Consider the following 18,279-nt stretch of genomic DNA (forward strand, 5'->3'; position numbering starts at 1 on the left):
ATAAAAAAAGCTGCCAAACAGGCAGCTTTTTACTATATATGTTTTTTGTTTTAGTCTCTTAGTTTAGAAAGCAGTCTTAAAAACTCAACGTACAGCCATACAAGCGTAATCATTAACGCCATTCCGCTAAACCACTCCATGTATTTAGGCAGCCTTTGTTTTGCACCTTGCTCCATTAAATCAAAATCAAGAAACAGGTTTAATGCTGCAATTACTATTACCAGTATACTAAAGCCGATACTTACTAATGATGTATTATAAATAAATGCCTGAATACCAAAGAAAGACATTATCCATGAAAGCATATAAATAGTAAATATAGCAAATGTAGCTGCTATTACTACTGACCTGAATTGTTGTGTTACCTTAACTACTTTAAAGCGATATAGTAAGAAACATACGGCTGCCGTAACAAAAGTACCTGAAACTGCCTGCATTACAATACCCTCATATCGCGTTTCCATAAATGCAGATATTCCGCCTATAAATACACCTTCCATAACTGCATAAGCAGGAGCAAGGTAAGGGGAGTAGTTAGGTTTAAAAGATGCTATTAGGACTGTTATAAAACCGGTAATAGCACCACCTATCATATACGGAAAGATTTGCGGAGATAGTTCTCCTACGGCATTAAACGCCATTTGCCATATAAAAAAGGTACTACCTACAAGCAATAACAAAAGTATAAGGCTTTTGTTTATTGCCCCGTTAATAGTCATTGTATTGTTGAAATCAATTATCTCTACAGGGCGACCGTCAGCATCAAATACTGTGGTAGCTTCTGCTTTTGAAAATGATTTACTTTTAAAAAAAGGATTGTTGGATTTTAAATTCATAGTTCTTTAAATAGAAATAAATAATACGTCAAATATAATATAAAATTATCCAAATAGGTAGTAAGCAAAAAGTGTGCCTGATGTTTGTTGGTTCGGTTTTTTGGAAATTTTTATATTTACCACAAATTTCTAACTAAAAAATATACTTATGAGTAAGTTCTTGACAGGAAAAGAGCTGGAAGAAGCTATTTATGACATTATTTGGGATGCTAAGCAAAAACTTTTAATTGTTTCCCCTTATATAAAGCTTGATGACTACTTTAAAAAATTATTCGATAAGCATGAAAATAATCCGAATATTCACTTAATGCTAGTGTTTGGTAAAAATGAAACAGAGGTTAGAAAAAGCATGAATAAAGAAGATTTTGAATATTTTCAAAAATTTCCAAATGTTACTATTATTCATGTACCTCATTTACATGCTAAATATTATGGTAATGAGTATAGTGGGATGATAACTTCTATAAATTTATATGACTATTCTTTTTTAAATAATATAGAGTTTGGAGTATATAATTCATCTTCAGAAAAATCATTTTTTAGTATATCTTCCTCTACAGCAGATGATGCTGCATGGGACAGGTGTATTGATATAGCAAAAGAAAGTAATGTAGTTTTTATTAAAAGACCTGTTTATGATGTTAAAAGAGGGATTTTAAAAACTTCTAAAAACTATATAACATCTAAGGTTTTACATGACTCTACAGAGTATTATTAAAGAAAGGATAAAAATTTTGTAGAGAAACGGGTTGATGATTTTCCAGACGAGTTGGATATAAATGCAGATATTGAAAGACCAAAAAGAGAAGAGGTTAGGGTTGAAGAAAAATCTAAACATGGTTATTGTATAAGGACAGGTCAGCAAATTCCTTTTAATCCTCAACAGCCTTTAAGTCGAGATGCTTGGCGTGTTTGGAATGAGTTTGGAAATGTTGATTTTCCTGAAAAATTTTGTCACAAAACTGGAGAAAAATCTAACGGAAAAACTTCAATGCGAAACCCTATTCTTAAATAGCTATAACAACTTACTATCCTCTTGCTCGTAATACTCATCTACGTGCAGGTTGGGCTGGGTTGCTGCCATAACAGCAAGCTGGTCGCAACGTTCGTTTTGCGGGTGGTTGTTATGCCCTTTTACCCATTTAAAGTCTACTTTGTGCTGACGGTATATTTTAAGGAAACGTTTCCACAAGTCAGGGTTTTTTTTGTCTTTAAAACCCTTCTTTTCCCAGTTAAATACCCAGCCTTTGGTAACAGCATCTACCACATATTTAGAATCAGATGTTACTAAAACAGTTGTGCCGGGGTTTTTAAGTTTTTCCAGCCCTACTATTACTGCCAGTAGCTCCATACGGTTATTGGTGGTTCTGCGGAAGCCTTCGTAAAACTCTTTGCGGTAGTTAGAGCCTGTAAGTTCCATAACTACGCCATACCCACCGGGACCGGGGTTACCTTTGGCTGCGCCATCTGTATATATTTGTACTGTGTGTTGCAATTTTTTGATTTGTTAGGTCGATTTATCGTTAATTTCAACAAGTAGCCATTTGCCTTCTTCCTGATGGAAAATAAAATCAGTATTTATTCCACTTTCCATACCTGTAATGTTATAGTGAACAGAGTCGTTGTTTTTTCTTACTTCTATTTCAATATCATTGAAAAGTCTATTAGCCTTATTAATATTTTCCTTAAAATTGAAAAACATATAATTTTCTATAGTTAGGTCTTTTCGTATTATGTGATTTAGGTTATTGTCTATCTGCGTTCTTTTAACAGGGAATTTAAATCTCGATTTTTGAAAAGTACTGTCGGAAGCGAACTTTATAAAAAATGCTTCAAACTCCTTATCGTTAAAAAAATTACTTATAATGTTTAAATGTATTTCTTCGCTAGGGGCGACTTTAGTAACATTATCACTTTTAATTGTTGAGGTTTTTTCAACTTTTTTCTTGCAAGCAATAAGCGTTGTTAATGTTATTATTAGTATAAAATACTTTTTCATAAACGCTTTAATAGTTACTTATCTTCGACTGGTTAAAAGGGTTTGGCGCATAGGTATGGTCATCAACTATTGCAAATAAATGCCAACAGTTGTCTTTATACATAAACCTGTAGTTTATGTTACGTATGCCGGAGTTATAAATACAGTTCATAGTATCTTCAACTCTTTCAATGGTTTTTGTAATCTCATTAGAGTAGTATTTAACCCCCTCTTTTTCAACTTTTTTCTGCTCATCCCTTTTCATATTTAGAAAGTGGCGGAAGTTCCTCTCACTAACATATTCCATAACCTCACTGGTTGTGCCATTCATTTCGTTTTCTATGTAATAGAGTTTTAGCGGGAATGTCACATGATTTTTTTGATACAGGCTGTCGTTAGCAAACTTTTCAAAGAACACATCAAACTCAGGGTTACAAAAAAGCTCTTCCTGTTCTTTTTGGCTGTTGCCTTTACAACTTATAAATACTACTACGCAGGATACTAAAAATAATAAAATATGATTTTTCATAATAATGCAGCTTATTTGTTAAGTAACTGTGTAATCACTTTCGGGAAGTGCTCATGCTCTAAAGCTAGTACTTTTTGTGCTACTTCTTCGGGCGACTGGCAGTTTTCTACATTCACTACCTGCTGAAATATAATATTCCCCTCATCGTAATTATTGTTTACATAGTGTATGGTAATACCGCTTTCTTTTTCCTTATTGGTGTGCACAGCACGGTGCACATTCATGCCATACATGCCTTTTCCGCCATAGTTTGGCAGTAGTGCAGGGTGTATATTAACCACTTTGTTAGGATAATTCGTAATAATATCGGCAGGAAACTTCCATAAAAAGCCTGCTAAAACAATTAAATCAGGTTTTATTTCATTTACCCTTTTTAATAACGCGCCGTCTTCCATTTCCTCTCGGGTAAAAACAACTGCAGGAACATTATATTGGGCTGCTTTTTGCAAAACTCCGGCTTGCGGTTTGTTAGTAAAAACCCCCGCAACCGTATAGTTTCCGCTCAATTCAGCATATTTAATTATCTGCTCGGCGTTAGAGCCGCCCCCCGAAGCAAAAAGTATTATCTTTTTCATTAAAACAGGTATTTTATACTGCAAAAAAAAGAATAATAATCCTCAAAAACAGGGCTTATTTCAATATTTCTAAAATTTATTTTATATTTTAGTGGTCAAAATTTTTTAGAAGACGCGGTTTTATAAATAAGTTTTTTATTTTTGCCATTCAATTTAAATTCTAAAATTAAAGATTATGTCAGACATTGCATCAAGAGTAAAAGCGATTATCGTAGACAAATTAGGCGTTGACGAAAACGAAGTTGTGGCTGAAGCTAGCTTCACTAATGATTTAGGGGCAGATTCACTAGACACTGTTGAGCTTATTATGGAATTTGAGAAAGAATTTGATATCCAGATTCCGGACGATCAGGCTGAGAACATCTCTACTGTTGGTCAGGCTATTTCTTATATAGAAGAAGCAAAAAAGTAATAAACGTATAACATCCATGTATAATAGTTACATGGATGTTACGTTTTTATTGAAACTTTTAAGCCATGTTGCTTAAAGGTAAACGGCTTTTACACATAAGTACAGTCTTAATAATAATATTAATGCCCATGTTTCTTAACATATATAAAGAAATGCATGGGTATTTTTCTATAAACTGAAACTATAAAATTGACTTTATGAAATTGAGAAGAGTAGTAGTTACAGGCCTTGGAGCCCTTACCCCTATAGGTAATACCGTTGAAGAGTATTGGAATGGTCTTATAAACGGTAAGAGCGGTGCAGCTCCTATTACTTATTTTGATACCACTAACTTCAAAACTAAGTTTGCCTGCGAAGTAAAAGGTTTCAACGTTCAGGATTTTATAGACAGAAAAGAGGCAAGAAAAATGGATCGCTACGCGCAGTATGCCGTAGTAGCCAGCGATGAAGCCGTTAAGGATGCAGGATTAGATCTTGAAAAAATAGACCATGACCGTGTAGGTGTTATATGGGGGTCCGGTATTGGAGGGCTTGAAACTTTCCAGGAAGAAGTAATGAATTTTGCTGCCGGTAACGGTACACCAAAGTTTAACCCTTTCTTTATACCTAAAATGATTGCTGATATTGCCGGAGGACTTATCTCTATGCGATACAACTTCAGAGGACCAAACTTTACTACAGTATCTGCCTGTGCATCATCTACCAACTCGTTAATAGACGCTTTTAACTATATACGCCTTGGGCATGCCGATGCTATGGTAACAGGTGGTAGTGAAGCTGCGGTAACCATTGCTGGTATGGGTGGCTTTAATGCTATGCACGCACTATCTACCCGTAATGATGATCCTACAACGGCATCCCGACCAATGGATAAAGACCGTGATGGCTTTGTACTTGGTGAAGGTGCAGGAGCATTAGTACTGGAAGAATATGAACACGCTGTAGCCAGAGGTGCAAAAATATATTGCGAAATAGGCGGTGGCGGTATGAGTGCAGATGCGCACCATATAACAGCACCACACCCGGAAGGGCTTGGCGCGAAAAATGTAATGCTAAATTGCCTTCGCGATGCGGGGCTTACACCACAGGATGTAGATGGTGTTAATATGCACGGAACATCTACACCGCTTGGCGATATTGCAGAATCTAAAGCAATACTTGAAGTGTTTGGTGAGCATGCTTATAATTTAAATGTAAACTCAACTAAGAGTATGACGGGGCACTTACTGGGAGCTGCGGGAGCCATAGAAGCTATAGCCTCTATACTCTCTATAAAGCATGGTATAGTACCACCTACAATTAACCACTTTACGGATGATGAAAATATTGATTCTAAGATCAATTTCACATTTAACAAAGCTCAAAAAAGAGACATGAAGGTGGTTATGAGCAATACATTCGGTTTTGGCGGACATAATGCTTGTGTGCTGGTTAAAAAACTGGAAATGTAATAGGGATGCTATGGGCATAGTCAAAAAAATATTTAAAAAATCCCGTCACACTGAAGAAGACGGGATTTTTTTTGATGAAATGAAAAAACTCTTAGGTTTTAAGCCCGTAAACCTAAGTCACTACCGGAGAGCATTTACCCACCGCTCTTCCAATAAAACAGACGCAAACGGAAACCCTATAAACTACGAAAGATTGGAGTTTCTTGGCGATGCTATGCTGGGAGCTGTTATAGCAGCACACCTTTTTACCGAAGCACCTACCGGTAACGAAGGGTACCTTACTAAAATGCGCTCTAAAATAGTGAGTCGTGAGCACCTTAATGAGTTGGGGCGCGACCTTAGCTTAATACAGTGGGTAGAAAGTAAAGTTTCCGAACAGCATTTTGGTGAAAACATACACGGTAACCTTTTTGAAGCCTTTATAGGCGCTATTTACTTAGACAGAGGATTTAATTACTGCGAAAAATTTATCTATAAAAAAGTAATAATACCCTATGTTGATATTCAAAAACTGGAAGGCAAAGTAATAAGCTATAAAAGCCTGCTTATAGAATGGTGCCAAAAAGAAAAGAAGCGCTTTTTTTATGAGGTTTATGAAGACAACGGTGCAGAAGGGCAAAAATATTTTGCAGTTAAACTTCAAATAGGTGATAAAGTAGTGGCAAAAGCCCGTGCAACATCTAAAAAAAAGGCAGAAGAAAAAGCCTCCCAAAGAGCATATTTTGCATTTCAGGAAAAAATTAACAGAAAATAAATCAATAATACAGTTTTCTCAAACGTTTTCGTGATTAATTTATTGTAAACTTACTTTTACGGCTGTATTTTGTGCGTTATAAATGCTATATTTACGGCTCATATTTACAGATGGGTATGGCAGTTCACAAACTTCAAATTGATGATTTTGTTACAATTGATTATGAATTAATTGCCATACATTCTTCTCTGGAAGATTACAGGCTGGCCTATTTTTTAAATAAAAATTTACGCCTGCTTTTAGAAAAATGTCCTAATGATATTGAGGTAACACAGCGTGGAGCGGAAGGAAGTTTTTCAAGGTTTATTTATGAAGACCCTGAAAACGAGATTGTGTGGAATTTAATGCACAATAAAAGCGTTGTGGTAACCACACAGCAAAACGAATCTTCCTTATTTGGCGAAACAGGTATAGATGTAGCAACAGGAGTGTACCTGCTGCCTGAATTTAAAAAGGTAGATTATATACTTAAAGTAGAAAACACATCATCTTTTTTTAATACTAAAGAAGTTGTTGAAAATTTACTGAAAGTAAGCCACATAACAACAGCCTACACAATTAACCATAATAAACTAAAGTCTAAAAACAACTTAATTTTTTAATAGAATGCCGACAAGAAAAAAAACCAAAATTGTAGCAACACTAGGTCCGGCCTGTAGCAGCAGGGAGGTTATCAAAAATATGATAGATGCCGGTGTTAATGTATTCAGGATTAACTTTTCGCATGCTGAATATACTGACGTAAAAGAGCGCATATCAATAATAAGGTCGCTAAATGACGAGTTTGGTTATAACACATCTATACTAGCCGATTTACAAGGACCTAAACTACGTGTTGGGGTAATGAAGGAGGATGTAGTAGTAGCTCCCGGAGATATTGTTACTTTCCAAACAGCTGAAGATGTACCGGGTACTGCAGATAAGGTTTACATGAACTACAAAGAATTCCCGAGAGATGTAAACCCGGGAGAAAGAGTACTTCTTGATGATGGTAAACTAATATTTGAAGTTAAGGAAACCAATAAAGAAACAGAGGTTAAAGCAGTAGTAATACAAGGAGGTCCTTTAAAATCTAAAAAAGGAGTAAACCTGCCAAATACCAACGTATCGTTACCTGCACTTACCGAGAAAGATGTTAAAGACGCTATTTTTGCCGCTCAGGAAAAAGTAGACTGGATAGCACTTTCGTTTGTAAGAACACCAAAAGACTTACAAGAACTACAAGACTTATTAAAAGAACATACAGACCATAAAATTCCAATTATTGCCAAAATAGAAAAGCCGGAAGCAGTAGAAAACATCGACAAGATAGTTGCGTATTGTGACGGGCTTATGGTAGCGCGTGGCGACCTTGGGGTAGAAGTTCCTGCACAGGAAGTACCACTAATACAAAAGAAGCTTGTACACACTGCCAAAGCAGCACGTATACCTGTAATTATTGCTACCCAAATGATGGAGACAATGATTACAAGCCTTACGCCTACAAGAGCAGAGGTTAACGACGTAGCCAACTCGGTTATGGATGGAGCTGATGCCGTAATGCTTTCAGGAGAAACATCAGTAGGTAACTACCCTGTACAGGTTATCGAGAAAATGACCAGTATTATTGAAGCGGTGGAAGATTCTCCACTGATACAAGTACCGCAAGATGTACCGCAAATACGTACTAAACGTTACATAACAAAATCAGTATGTTTCCACGCGGCACAAATGGCAAACGATATTAAGGCAAAAGCAATTAGTACATTAACCAACAGTGGTTATACAGCTTTCCAAATATCAGCATGGCGACCAAAAGCACATATATTAGTATATACATCAAACAAAACAGTACTAACACAACTTAGCCTGCTTTGGGGTGTAAATGCTTTTTACTATGATAAAATGCTAAGTACTGATGAAACAGTAGATGATGTAAACGCAATGGCAAAAAACCATAAATATGTTGCCAAAGGTGATATGCTTGTTAACCTTGTAGCAATGCCGGTATTTGAAAAAGGTATGGTAAACACGCTTAGAATTAGCGAAATAGAATAGTTTTTAATTTATTATACAAGTGTAAAAAGCAGCCACTATTTAGTGGCTGCTTTTTTTGTTGAGATAATTAGTTATATTTACCATAATCCAAACTTTAAAATTATTATGGCTGTTAAAAACAGACTATTAGTACTTTTATTCACGGTATTTGTTTTTCAAATTTCTGAAGCGCAGACAATTGTTTTAGATGAAAATGATTCTATAGAGAATGCAGACTGTGCAGCCAAAATAAAAAAAGCAAAAGAAATGTATGCTGAAGTATTTAAATCAGAATCTTCGGTTGCTTATCGAAAAATTAAAAATGATTTTTACTCTAAGCTATACAAAGGAACAGATTTAAATAATGCCGAAGGTGCAACTTGTATTGAAAGAACACTGAATTGGATTGAGAATAGCATTGAGCAGACAGCCTTTCAAAACTTTGAAGAAGCAAAAAATATTTGGCAAAAGAAAACGGAAGCTCGAGAATTATTTGAGAAAGAAAGTGCTGAATTACATAAGTACTTGAAAGAATTAAATAAAACCTGCCCCAAGCAAGATTGTCAACAGCTTTATTTGGATTTAATGGAGGAATATGGTAACGAGTTTTTCTTGTAACGGTTAGATAAAAATATTCTTAAAAAAAGCAGTCACTATTTAGTGGCTGCTTTTTTATATAGAAAGTTTTCAACAGTCTTAAAACACACTATTTATATAGAGATTTCCCTAATGATGGGTCAAGTCTCAATCTTGAAAGTGTTAATAACTCAAAAAAAGAGTGCATTTAAAATTGTCGTATATTTGTATAAAATAAAAAAGCCATGAGTTGCAGCTCTGGCTTTTCTTACATTTTAATTATAAAATGGATAGTATTGTATTATCCCTCTTACTAATCTATTTAATTCTACGAAAAGTAGATTAGTGAGTTAAATATCGGTAAAGTATAGTAGCCGATATTTGTAATTCATTTAACCGTCTGTTAGTAGCAGGCGGTTTTTTATTTTAATATAGATACAAAAGTAATAACAAAAACAATAATAAGCAAAACAATTTATAAATCATTCATAAACAAAAAGAAGTTTATAAATTTTTCATAAACAATATAAACCCTTATCAATACAGGCTTTTCTTGTTTGTTTTTAAGTGAGTTTATGAATTTATGAAATTTTATCTAATTCTGTTGGGTAGGTTTTTTTTGTGTTTATTCACTTATTCTAAACATATTGCATCGCTCCATTTTAAGCGTTATCTTTGCCGTTTAATTTTTAACCCACATTATGAATAAATTACTGATTGTAGGCACGGTAGCTTTTGATGCAATAGAAACTCCTTTTGGAAAAACAGATAAAATACTGGGCGGTGCAGGAACCTATATAGGGCTTTCGGCATCATTCTTTAAACTTAATCAGGCAATCGTTTCGGTTGTGGGCGAAGACTTCCCTCAGGAATATATAGACTTGTTAACCGACAGAGGTATTAACATAGACGGTCTTGAGGTGGTAGAAGGCGGTAAAACTTTCTTTTGGAGCGGACGTTACCATAACGACCTAAACTCTCGCGATACACTTGATACACAACTTAATGTACTGGCTGATTTTAAACCCGTAGTACCACAGGATTATAAAAATGCTGATGTAGTACTTTTAGGTAACCTACACCCAATGGTACAAATAAGCGTGTTAGACCAAATGGAAGAAAAACCAAAACTGGTAGTACTTGATACTATGAACTTTTGGATGGATTGCGCTTTACCGGAACTTAAAGAGGTTATAAAACGTGTAGACGTTATTACAATAAACGATGAAGAAGCACGCCAGCTATCAGGAGAATATTCATTGGTAAAAGCAGCAGCTAAAATACGCGAAATGGGTCCTGAGTATGTAGTGATTAAAAAAGGGGAGCACGGTGCTTTACTTTTCCACGACAGGCAGGTATTCTTTGCGCCTGCACTTCCGCTGGAAGAGGTATTTGACCCAACAGGGGCAGGTGATACTTTTGCAGGAGGTTTTGCAGGATACATTACCCAAAGCGAAAACATCTCTTTCGAGAATATGAAAAACGCCATTATATATGGTTCAAACATGGCATCATTCTGTGTAGAGAAATTTGGTACAGAGCGAATGTTGCAACTAACAAAAGAAGAAGTGCTGGAACGCCTGCAACAATTTAAAGCGCTCACACAGTTCGATATATCATTGGATGACGAAGAATAAAAATTAAGGCCTCATTGTGGGGCTTTTTTTAATACATAAACAACAACACAACAAACGAATACAGGAGGAATTTTTATGAGCGACGCTATTAAACACGAATGCGGTATCGCAATGCTTAGGCTTTTAAAGCCATTAGAGTATTATCAAGAAAAATACGGTTCAGCTTTTTACGGTATACAAAAAATGTACCTGCTTATGGAAAAGCAACACAACCGTGGGCAGGATGGTGCCGGTTTTGCCAGCATTAAAATGGATGTTGAGCCCGGGCAACGCTACATAAGCCGTATACGCTCTAATCAGCAGCAGCCCATTCAGGATATTTTTACCCAAATAAACGGCAGGATAAGCGAGGAGATTAAGGCACACCCTGAGTATAATGATGATATGAACCTGATGAAAAGCCAGGTGCCTTATGTAGGTGAGGTATATTTGGGTCATGTACGTTATGGTACATTTGGTAAAAACAGTATAGAGAGCGTTCACCCTTTTTTAAGACAAAATAACTGGATGCACCGTAACCTTATTGTGGCGGGTAACTTTAACATGACGAATGTTAAGGAGCTTTTTGACAGTTTGGTAGAGTTAGGGCAGCACCCTAAAGAACTTGCCGATACGGTAACGGTAATGGAGAAAATAGGTCACTTTTTAGATGATGAGGTGGCTGAACTGTATAAGGACAGTAAAAACGAAGGCTATACCAAGCAAGAGGCTTCAAGAATTATATCGGACAGGCTTAATGTAGCCCGTATATTAAAACGAGCGTCTAAAAACTGGGATGGCGGTTATGCTATGGCAGGACTTTTTGGTCATGGTGACAGCTTTGTGTTTAGAGATCCTGCGGGAATACGCCCTGCATACTATTATAAAGATGATGAAATTGTAGTAGTAGCTTCAGAGCGCCCTGTAATACAAACAGCATTTAATGTACCTTTTGAAGAAGTAAAAGAGCTTGAACCGGGTAATGCTATTATTGTAAAACGCAGCGGAGATGTTTCAGTTAACGAAATTATCCCGTCTACAGGTAAAAAAGCATGTTCTTTTGAGCGTATTTACTTTTCTCGCGGTAGTGATGCCGAAATATACCAGGAGCGTAAAAACTTAGGTAAACTGGTATGGCCGCAGGTGCTTGATGCTATTGATAAGGATACCGATAACAGTGTATTCTCCTATATACCGAATACTGCTGAAACATCGTTTTACGGAATGGTAGAGGCAGCACAGGATTTCCTTAATGAAAGGAAGAACAATGCCATACTGGAAAACAGGCATACATTAACTGAAGAATCTTTAAAAGAGTTACTTTCGGTTAAAATACGTACGGATAAAATTGCTATTAAAGATGCAAAGCTGCGTACGTTTATTACGGAGGACAGTAGCCGTGACGACCTTGTTGCACACGTGTATGACGTTACCTATGGCGTTATTAAGACGGAGGACAACCTTGTTATTATAGACGACAGTATCGTGCGCGGAACAACGCTTAAAAAGAGTATTATTAAAATGATGGACAGGTTAGGACCAAAACGTATAGTAGTAGTGTCATCGGCACCACAAATACGTTACCCTGACTGTTACGGTATAGATATGGCTAAGCTGGAAGGTTTAGTGGCATTCCAAGCAGCTTTAGCGTTACTTAAAGAGCGCGGAATGGAAAATGTTATTGAAGAGGTTTATCAAAAGTCTAAAGCGCAGGAGAACCTTGCGGATAATGATGTGGTTAACTATGTAAAAGAAATATATGCGCCGTTTACCGATGAGGAGATTTCGGATAAAATATCGCAATTATTAAAAACGGAAGAGATTAATGCTGAGGTTAAAGTTATATTCCAGAGTGTTAGTAATTTACATAAAGCGTGCCCTAAAAACCTTGGTGACTGGTACTTTACCGGTAATTACCCCACACCGGGCGGTAATAGGGTTGTAAATCGTTCATTTATAAACTTTTACGAGGGTAATGATGCAAGAGCATACTAATTTGTGTATTTCACCGATTATTTTGTGCTTTTTGTCTATAGCGTTTGTAGAGTAATATATGTTGCTATACATTTGCTTCAAATAGCATTAGTAAAAGTAATTTTACGGTATTTTTTGGGGGCAAGAAAGCGAAAACTATCCGGTTTTCGCTTTCTTCATTTTTAGGCGGTTCTGTTCCGTTATATCCTTTATATATTAAAACTTCCGATTTCTGCGCATTTTAACGGTTTTATCAGTTTATTTATCGATTAAATATTACATATAAATAATGCATAATTATATTTACTGTGAATAGCAAGTAAAATTAATTTTTTACGATATTTTAGGGATAATAAAAGCGGGAACAGAGTTTCCGCTTTTTTTTATTTAAGGCGTCTTCAATACTTATCTTTATAGTAAATTCACGTTTTATCGTTTTTTATAAACAACTTATCTAAAATAATTGTAGCGCCTTAATCAGAGTTATATTTTTAAATTGGTTTAAGTATAGAGGCAAGCTATAATAATAAGTAGTGAGTTAAATTTTTACATTATTTTTGAAAATAAAAAGGGCATAATTTGGTGAAACAAATTTTGTCCTTTTTTATTGTTATTATATTTTACAGTAAATTATAAGTTTTTATAACCGTTCGTCTACAGTAAAACACATCTTATCGACAGTTAACCGTCATTCGTCTATACTTGGCAAGTACTTTAACGTGTATTTGTGTAGTTCATCTAAAAGAATTGTGTGCAGTATTATCAGCATCTATATTTGTCCTGAATAAATAGCACTAGTAAATTAATTTTTACGGTATTTATAAGGGGGATAATAAAAAGCGGAACCATGCTAAATGCGTTCCGCTTTTTTATTGTTAGCCTGATTATATAACTACTAAACGGACGGTAAATACCAGTCATCCCTTTATTATGGTTAATAGTCTATAGGATTTGTGTACTTTAACGATTTTTACAAGCTGTTAGTCTAAAAAAATTGTGTACAGCATTATCAGCATCTATATTTGTCTTGAATAAATAGCACTAGTAAATTAATTTTTACGGTATTTATAAGGGGGATAATAAAAAAGCGGAGCCATGTAAAATGAGCTCCGCTTTTTTGTTGTTTACTGTTTTATATTTCTTCAAAAGAGTTTACCAATTCAAAAGTACAACTTCTCTATAGTAAACGCCTGTTTAACTGTACTTTTTACGTGCTTTAACGTGTATTTGTGTAGTTCATCTAAAAGAGTTGTGTACAGTATTATCAGCATCTATATTTGTCCTGAATAAATAGCACTAGTAAATTAATTTTTACGGTATTTATAAGGGGGATAATAAAAAAGCGAAACCATTTAATATGAGTTTCGCTTTTTTATTGGTCTATTTTCTGACAGAAAATTCATTACTAAAATAAATAAATATTTGTAAGTTAAATACTTTTAATCTACTTTTGCAAGTAATAGTATTGGTAAAATTTATTTTTTACGGTATTTTATTGGGGGAGAAAGCGGAGACATTTGTTTCCGCTTTTATTTAAAAAATAAATGTTTATATATCTGCATAAAAAAGGGAGCCTTATAAGGCTCCCTTTTTATTTATAAGTATAAGGTTTATTACTTCTCGTTAGCATATCTTCTTGCTACTTCTTCCCAGTTAATTACATTAAAAAATGCTTCAATGTAATCAGGTCTTTTGTTTTGGTAGTTTAAGTAGTAAGCATGTTCCCATACATCAAGACCAAGTATTGGTGTACCACCGCAACCAATTTCCGGCATTAAGGGGTTATCCTGGTTAGGAGTAGAGCATACTTCAAGTTCACCACCTTTGTGTACACAAAGCCACGCCCAGCCCGAGCCGAATTGTGTAGCGGCAGCTTTAGCAAACGTAGCTTTAAATTCTTCAAAAGAACCGAAAGCTTTATCAATAGCAGCTTCAAGGTCACCTGTTGGTTTACCGCCGCCGTTTGGCGACATTACCTGCCAAAATAAGTTATGATTGTAAAAACCACCACCGTTATTTCTAACAGCACTGTTAGAAGGGTCAAGGTTTATAAGTATGTTTTCAATAGTCTTTCCTTCAAGATCAGTACCTTCAACAGCATCATTAAGTTTAGTAGTATATCCGTTGTGGTGTTTAGTATGGTGTATTTCCATAGTACGTGCATCTATATGAGGCTCAAGGGCATCATAGGCGTAAGGAAGTTTTGGTAATTCAAAAGCCATAATATTAGGTGTTTTTAAAAGATTAATATTAATTTTAATCCAAATTTAGAGATTTAACTTGTAAAAAAGGATAAGATTTTGTTATAATTTCTCTTACTAATATTAAAAATAAACCTTCAATTTGAGTAAGTCTGCATTTTCCGTTTATAATGCCTCAGCAGGTTCCGGTAAGACCTTTATGCTGGTAAAAGAGTATTTAAAAATACTACTGCAAAGCCCGGCAAATGACACCTACAGGAAGATACTGGCTATAACCTTTACCAACAAAGCCGTAGAGGAAATGAAAGGGCGTATTATAGCAAACCTGTCCGATTTTGCAAAAGAGAACCCTGCCGAGCGGAATGAAGGCTTGATGAAAGCCATTTCGCGTGAAACAGGTTTATCACTGGCAACCATTCAGGAAAAATCAAAAGCCATAATAAAGCATATTATTCATAATTATGCCTCGTTTGATATTTCTACAATAGACCGTTTTACCCATAAGGTAATACGTGCCTTTGCGCACGATTTAAACCTGTCCGTTTCCTTTGATGTTTCGCTGGAAACCGAGAATCTTTTAAAAGAAGCGGTAGATGCTATTATAGCCAAAGCAGGCGATAATGAAGAGTTAACCAACCTGCTGGTTGAATTTTCGTTAGATAAAACGGATAATGATAAAAGTTGGGATGTAACCTATGAGCTTTTTGAGACAGGTAAACTACTGGTAAACGAAAATAACCGTAGCGAACTGGAACAGTTTCATGAAAAAACCATAGGCGAATTTTTAATTATAAAAGATAAGCTCAACCAAGCGGTAAATAAACTGGAAGAGGAAAGTAAAACACTGGGGCATCAGCTTACTACTATGCTGGAGCAGGAGGGTATAGACCCTGCATCGTTCTCCCGTCAGGATTTCCCAAAGCATATAGGTTACATTATAGCAGGCGAGCTAAAACCTACCCATAAAAAGTACTACGAACCCGACGATATAAAAATAAAAAAAGGCGCGAAAGATACTGCCGCTATAGAAAGCCTTACGCCACAATTACTGGCAACCTTGCAAAAGGTGTATAAAAACTACGAGAAAAAGAATTTTTACGAAGCCTTCCTTAAAAATATTACACCGCTATCATTGCTTAACTCTATAAGTCAGGAATTAAACCGCATACAGGAGGAGCAAAACGTACTATCCATATCCGAGTTTAATGCCATCATCCATAAAGAAATTCAAAACCAGCCCGCCCCTTTTATATACGAAAGACTGGGCGAGCGGTACAAACACTTTTTTATAGATGAGTTTCAGGATACCAGCCAAATGCAATGGCAAAACCTTATTCCGCTTATAGATAACGCCTTGGCAGGACAGGATTTAGAGGGTGTAAAAGGCTCACTTATGTTAGTGGGCGACCCTAAACAATCCATTTACCGTTGGCGTGGGGGTAAAGCCGAGCAGTTTATCGATTTAAGTAAGGAGGCTTTCAACCCCTTTTCTAACCCTGATAAAGAAGTTATTAATCTCGGCATGAACTACAGGAGTTACAACAATGTAATTCAGTTTAATAATGAGCTGTTTAGTTTCCTTTCTACCGAGTTTGATAATGAAGATTACGAAAGCCTGTACCGAAACAGCGAACAGGGCTATGTAAATAAAGAAGGCGGTTATGTAAACATCTCTTTTATCCCTGAATTGGAAGGTAAAGAAGTAAAATCGGGTGATATTAGCGAGAAAGACGAACTGTATTTGGAGGCTACGCTGCAAACCATACAGGCGTTAAAAGCAAAAGGCTTTCAGTACAGGGATATAGCCTTGCTTACCCGTAAACGCCGACCGGGAGTACTGCTGGCAAACTACCTTACCGAAAAGGGGGTGCCAATACTATCATCAGAAACCTTATTGATAGAAAATGCTGCTGAGGTAAAGCTGATAATCAACCTGCTGCGCTATTTAAAAAGTAACGAGAACAAAGAAGCAAAAGCGCAGTTCCTGTACTTTGTAGCCGACACCCAACAAATGGGTACAGGCAAACATGCTTTTATTGCCGAAGGTATGGAACAACCCAACGAGCAGGAACTTGAAAAATGGCTTTCGGGCTATGGCATACACATATCGTTTAAAGATTGCAGAAAGAAATCGCTTTATGAAGCGGTTGAAAGTATAATAGATGCTTTTATAAAAGATAAAAGTAACCAGAGTTATGTGCAGTACTTTTTAGATTTGGTACTGGAACGCGATATCAGGTTACAATCAGGTATATCTGATTTTTTGGAGTATTGGGACAACAACGGTTCTAAATTCAGCATACCCTCACCCGAAGGGAACGATGCCGTGCGTATTCTTACCATACATAAATCTAAAGGGTTGGAATTCCCTGTGGTAATTTTCCCATTTGCCGAGGAAGATTACTCCCGTTCACCACAAAGTAAAATGTGGCTGGAACTGGAAGATGAAACCATTGAAGTGCAAAAAGCCTTAATAGATAGTAATAAAGGTGTAGCCGAATACGGCGAACGCGGCGCGGAACTGTACGGTATAAAAGAACAGGAAGAACTGCTGGACAACATTAATATACTATATGTAGCCCTTACCCGTGCCGAAGAACAACTGTATATTATTACGGGCAGGAACGTAACTTCACGCGGAGCGTTAACTAATAATATGTCGTCTTTCTTTATACGGTATTTAGAGTTTAAAGGCCTTTATGATGAAGGTAAAAATGTATATGAGTTTGGCGAGGCACAACGCCTTTCAGAACCTGATGAGGGCAGTGCACAACAACCCACCATACAAGTAGTACAGGAACGGTTTAACCCGCGAGCGGTAAAAATTGCACAGCGCGAAGCCTTAATGTGGGGCAGTACCCAACTGGAAGCCATCGAGTTTGGTAACATTATTCACGAAATACTATCGTTTGTAAAAACAACTGATGATATTCCGTTGGCAGTAATAAAGGCTATAGAATCAGGGTTAATAACCCAAAGCCAGAAAGAGGAAGTGAGTGCCATGTTGTTTAAAGTGGTAACCCACCCCGAACTGGCAGTATTTTTCGTCGAAGCCACAACTATATTTAATGAGCAAAGTATAATTGCACCCGGTATGCAAACCATTAAACCCGACAGGGTAGTGGTAAAAGGTACTAAAGCCTACCTGCTGGACTATAAAACCGGAGTGCACCTAAAGAAATATGAAAACCAATTACAAAATTATCAACTGGCATTAACCGAAATGGGTTTACAAGTAGCTAAAAAAGTGTTAGTATACATTGGAGAGGAAATAAATGTGGTAAATTTGCCGGTGTAAAAGTTATGGTGAAGTCACAGTTCACAGTTGCAGTTGGCAGTCACAGTTGGCAGTAGCAGGAGG

The 18,279-nt window shown here is 36.2% G+C and carries 17 protein-coding genes; 11 read left to right on the plus strand and 6 right to left on the minus strand.

What is annotated here, in order from left to right; translation table 11 throughout:
- Window positions 1–50: 50 nt before the first annotated feature.
- Complete coding sequence (locus IEW45_RS13080) at window positions 51–836, minus strand: Bax inhibitor-1/YccA family protein (RefSeq protein WP_188621713.1); 786 nt, start codon at window positions 834–836, stop codon at window positions 51–53.
- A gap of 148 nt (window positions 837–984) precedes the next feature.
- On the opposite strand from IEW45_RS13080, the gene IEW45_RS13085 reads away from it, so the two are divergent.
- Together IEW45_RS13085 and IEW45_RS14840 are read left to right on the plus strand one after the other, a co-directional pair.
- Window positions 985–1,554: a phospholipase D-like domain-containing protein gene (locus tag IEW45_RS13085; RefSeq protein ID WP_229665951.1), complete on the plus strand. Its 570-nt coding sequence runs from the start codon at window positions 985–987 to the stop codon at window positions 1,552–1,554.
- A gap of 51 nt (window positions 1,555–1,605) precedes the next feature.
- Window positions 1,606–1,851: a hypothetical protein gene (locus IEW45_RS14840; RefSeq protein ID WP_229665952.1), complete on the plus strand. Its 246-nt coding sequence runs from the start codon at window positions 1,606–1,608 to the stop codon at window positions 1,849–1,851.
- On the opposite strand, the gene rnhA is transcribed toward IEW45_RS14840, so the two are convergent.
- From rnhA to purN, 4 genes are read right to left on the minus strand one after another with little or no spacing between them, the layout of a single operon-like run.
- Complete coding sequence (gene rnhA, locus IEW45_RS13090; RefSeq protein WP_188621714.1) at window positions 1,852–2,331, minus strand: ribonuclease HI; 480 nt, start codon at window positions 2,329–2,331, stop codon at window positions 1,852–1,854.
- Window positions 2,332–2,343: 12 nt separating this feature from the next.
- Window positions 2,344–2,835: a DUF4348 domain-containing protein gene (locus IEW45_RS13095; RefSeq protein WP_188621715.1), complete on the minus strand. Its 492-nt coding sequence runs from the start codon at window positions 2,833–2,835 to the stop codon at window positions 2,344–2,346.
- Window positions 2,836–2,842: 7 nt separating this feature from the next.
- Complete coding sequence (locus IEW45_RS13100; RefSeq protein WP_188621716.1) at window positions 2,843–3,343, minus strand: hypothetical protein; 501 nt, start codon at window positions 3,341–3,343, stop codon at window positions 2,843–2,845.
- A gap of 11 nt (window positions 3,344–3,354) precedes the next feature.
- On the minus strand, window positions 3,355–3,918 hold the full coding sequence (purN, locus tag IEW45_RS13105; protein ID WP_188621717.1) for a phosphoribosylglycinamide formyltransferase: 564 nt from the start codon (window positions 3,916–3,918) through the stop codon (window positions 3,355–3,357).
- Window positions 3,919–4,093: 175 nt separating this feature from the next.
- On the opposite strand from purN, the gene IEW45_RS13110 reads away from it, so the two are divergent.
- The 8 genes from IEW45_RS13110 (at window position 4,094) to IEW45_RS13145 (ending at window position 12,738) form a co-directional block, all read left to right on the plus strand.
- Window positions 4,094–4,330, plus strand: a complete 237-nt coding sequence (locus IEW45_RS13110) for an acyl carrier protein (RefSeq protein ID WP_188621718.1) — start codon at window positions 4,094–4,096, stop codon at window positions 4,328–4,330.
- A gap of 197 nt (window positions 4,331–4,527) precedes the next feature.
- A complete protein-coding gene (gene fabF, locus IEW45_RS13115; RefSeq protein ID WP_188621719.1) occupies window positions 4,528–5,781 on the plus strand; it encodes a beta-ketoacyl-ACP synthase II in 1,254 nt (417 codons plus the stop codon).
- A gap of 10 nt (window positions 5,782–5,791) precedes the next feature.
- A complete protein-coding gene (gene rnc, locus IEW45_RS13120; RefSeq protein ID WP_188621720.1) occupies window positions 5,792–6,535 on the plus strand; it encodes a ribonuclease III in 744 nt (247 codons plus the stop codon).
- A 116-nt stretch (window positions 6,536–6,651) separates the two neighbouring features.
- Window positions 6,652–7,137 (plus strand): IPExxxVDY family protein, encoded by a 486-nt coding sequence (locus IEW45_RS13125; protein ID WP_188621721.1) that lies wholly within the window; start codon window positions 6,652–6,654, stop codon window positions 7,135–7,137.
- A 4-nt stretch (window positions 7,138–7,141) separates the two neighbouring features.
- Complete coding sequence (pyk, locus tag IEW45_RS13130; RefSeq protein WP_188621722.1) at window positions 7,142–8,572, plus strand: pyruvate kinase; 1,431 nt, start codon at window positions 7,142–7,144, stop codon at window positions 8,570–8,572.
- Between the two features lie 105 nt (window positions 8,573–8,677).
- A complete protein-coding gene (locus IEW45_RS13135; protein WP_188621723.1) occupies window positions 8,678–9,169 on the plus strand; it encodes a hypothetical protein in 492 nt (163 codons plus the stop codon).
- A 659-nt stretch (window positions 9,170–9,828) separates the two neighbouring features.
- Entirely contained in the window at window positions 9,829–10,764 is a 936-nt protein-coding gene (locus IEW45_RS13140; protein ID WP_188621724.1) for a PfkB family carbohydrate kinase, read from the plus strand.
- Between the two features lie 75 nt (window positions 10,765–10,839).
- A complete protein-coding gene (locus IEW45_RS13145) occupies window positions 10,840–12,738 on the plus strand; it encodes an amidophosphoribosyltransferase (RefSeq protein ID WP_188621725.1) in 1,899 nt (632 codons plus the stop codon).
- A 1,592-nt stretch (window positions 12,739–14,330) separates the two neighbouring features.
- Here the strand turns inward: IEW45_RS13145 and IEW45_RS13150 are convergent.
- Window positions 14,331–14,939 (minus strand): superoxide dismutase, encoded by a 609-nt coding sequence (locus tag IEW45_RS13150; RefSeq protein WP_188621726.1) that lies wholly within the window; start codon window positions 14,937–14,939, stop codon window positions 14,331–14,333.
- Window positions 14,940–15,060: 121 nt separating this feature from the next.
- On the opposite strand from IEW45_RS13150, the gene IEW45_RS13155 reads away from it, so the two are divergent.
- Window positions 15,061–18,216, plus strand: a complete 3,156-nt coding sequence (locus IEW45_RS13155; protein ID WP_188621727.1) for a UvrD-helicase domain-containing protein — start codon at window positions 15,061–15,063, stop codon at window positions 18,214–18,216.
- The last annotated feature ends 63 nt before the right edge of the window (window positions 18,217–18,279 follow it).

This window comes from Flavobacterium suaedae (genome assembly GCF_014642915.1).
Lineage (GTDB): Bacteria > Bacteroidota > Bacteroidia > Flavobacteriales > Flavobacteriaceae > Flavobacterium > Flavobacterium suaedae.

What these genes read in the sequence shown, in the direction of transcription:
- IEW45_RS13080 (WP_188621713.1), bottom strand. Translation starts at nt 836, where the DNA reads ATGAATTTAAAATCCAACAATCCTTTTTTTAAAAGTAAATCATTTTCA.
- IEW45_RS13085 (WP_229665951.1), top strand. Translation starts at nt 985, where the DNA reads ATGAGTAAGTTCTTGACAGGAAAAGAGCTGGAAGAAGCTATTTATGAC.
- IEW45_RS13095 (WP_188621715.1), bottom strand. Translation starts at nt 2,835, where the DNA reads ATGAAAAAGTATTTTATACTAATAATAACATTAACAACGCTTATTGCT.
- IEW45_RS13100 (WP_188621716.1), bottom strand. Translation starts at nt 3,343, where the DNA reads ATGAAAAATCATATTTTATTATTTTTAGTATCCTGCGTAGTAGTATTT.
- purN (WP_188621717.1), bottom strand. Translation starts at nt 3,918, where the DNA reads ATGAAAAAGATAATACTTTTTGCTTCGGGGGGCGGCTCTAACGCCGAG.
- IEW45_RS13110 (WP_188621718.1), top strand. Translation starts at nt 4,094, where the DNA reads ATGTCAGACATTGCATCAAGAGTAAAAGCGATTATCGTAGACAAATTA.
- fabF (WP_188621719.1), top strand. Translation starts at nt 4,528, where the DNA reads ATGAAATTGAGAAGAGTAGTAGTTACAGGCCTTGGAGCCCTTACCCCT.
- rnc (WP_188621720.1), top strand. Translation starts at nt 5,792, where the DNA reads ATGGGCATAGTCAAAAAAATATTTAAAAAATCCCGTCACACTGAAGAA.
- IEW45_RS13125 (WP_188621721.1), top strand. Translation starts at nt 6,652, where the DNA reads ATGGCAGTTCACAAACTTCAAATTGATGATTTTGTTACAATTGATTAT.
- pyk (WP_188621722.1), top strand. Translation starts at nt 7,142, where the DNA reads ATGCCGACAAGAAAAAAAACCAAAATTGTAGCAACACTAGGTCCGGCC.
- IEW45_RS13135 (WP_188621723.1), top strand. Translation starts at nt 8,678, where the DNA reads ATGGCTGTTAAAAACAGACTATTAGTACTTTTATTCACGGTATTTGTT.
- IEW45_RS13140 (WP_188621724.1), top strand. Translation starts at nt 9,829, where the DNA reads ATGAATAAATTACTGATTGTAGGCACGGTAGCTTTTGATGCAATAGAA.
- IEW45_RS13145 (WP_188621725.1), top strand. Translation starts at nt 10,840, where the DNA reads ATGAGCGACGCTATTAAACACGAATGCGGTATCGCAATGCTTAGGCTT.
- IEW45_RS13150 (WP_188621726.1), bottom strand. Translation starts at nt 14,939, where the DNA reads ATGGCTTTTGAATTACCAAAACTTCCTTACGCCTATGATGCCCTTGAG.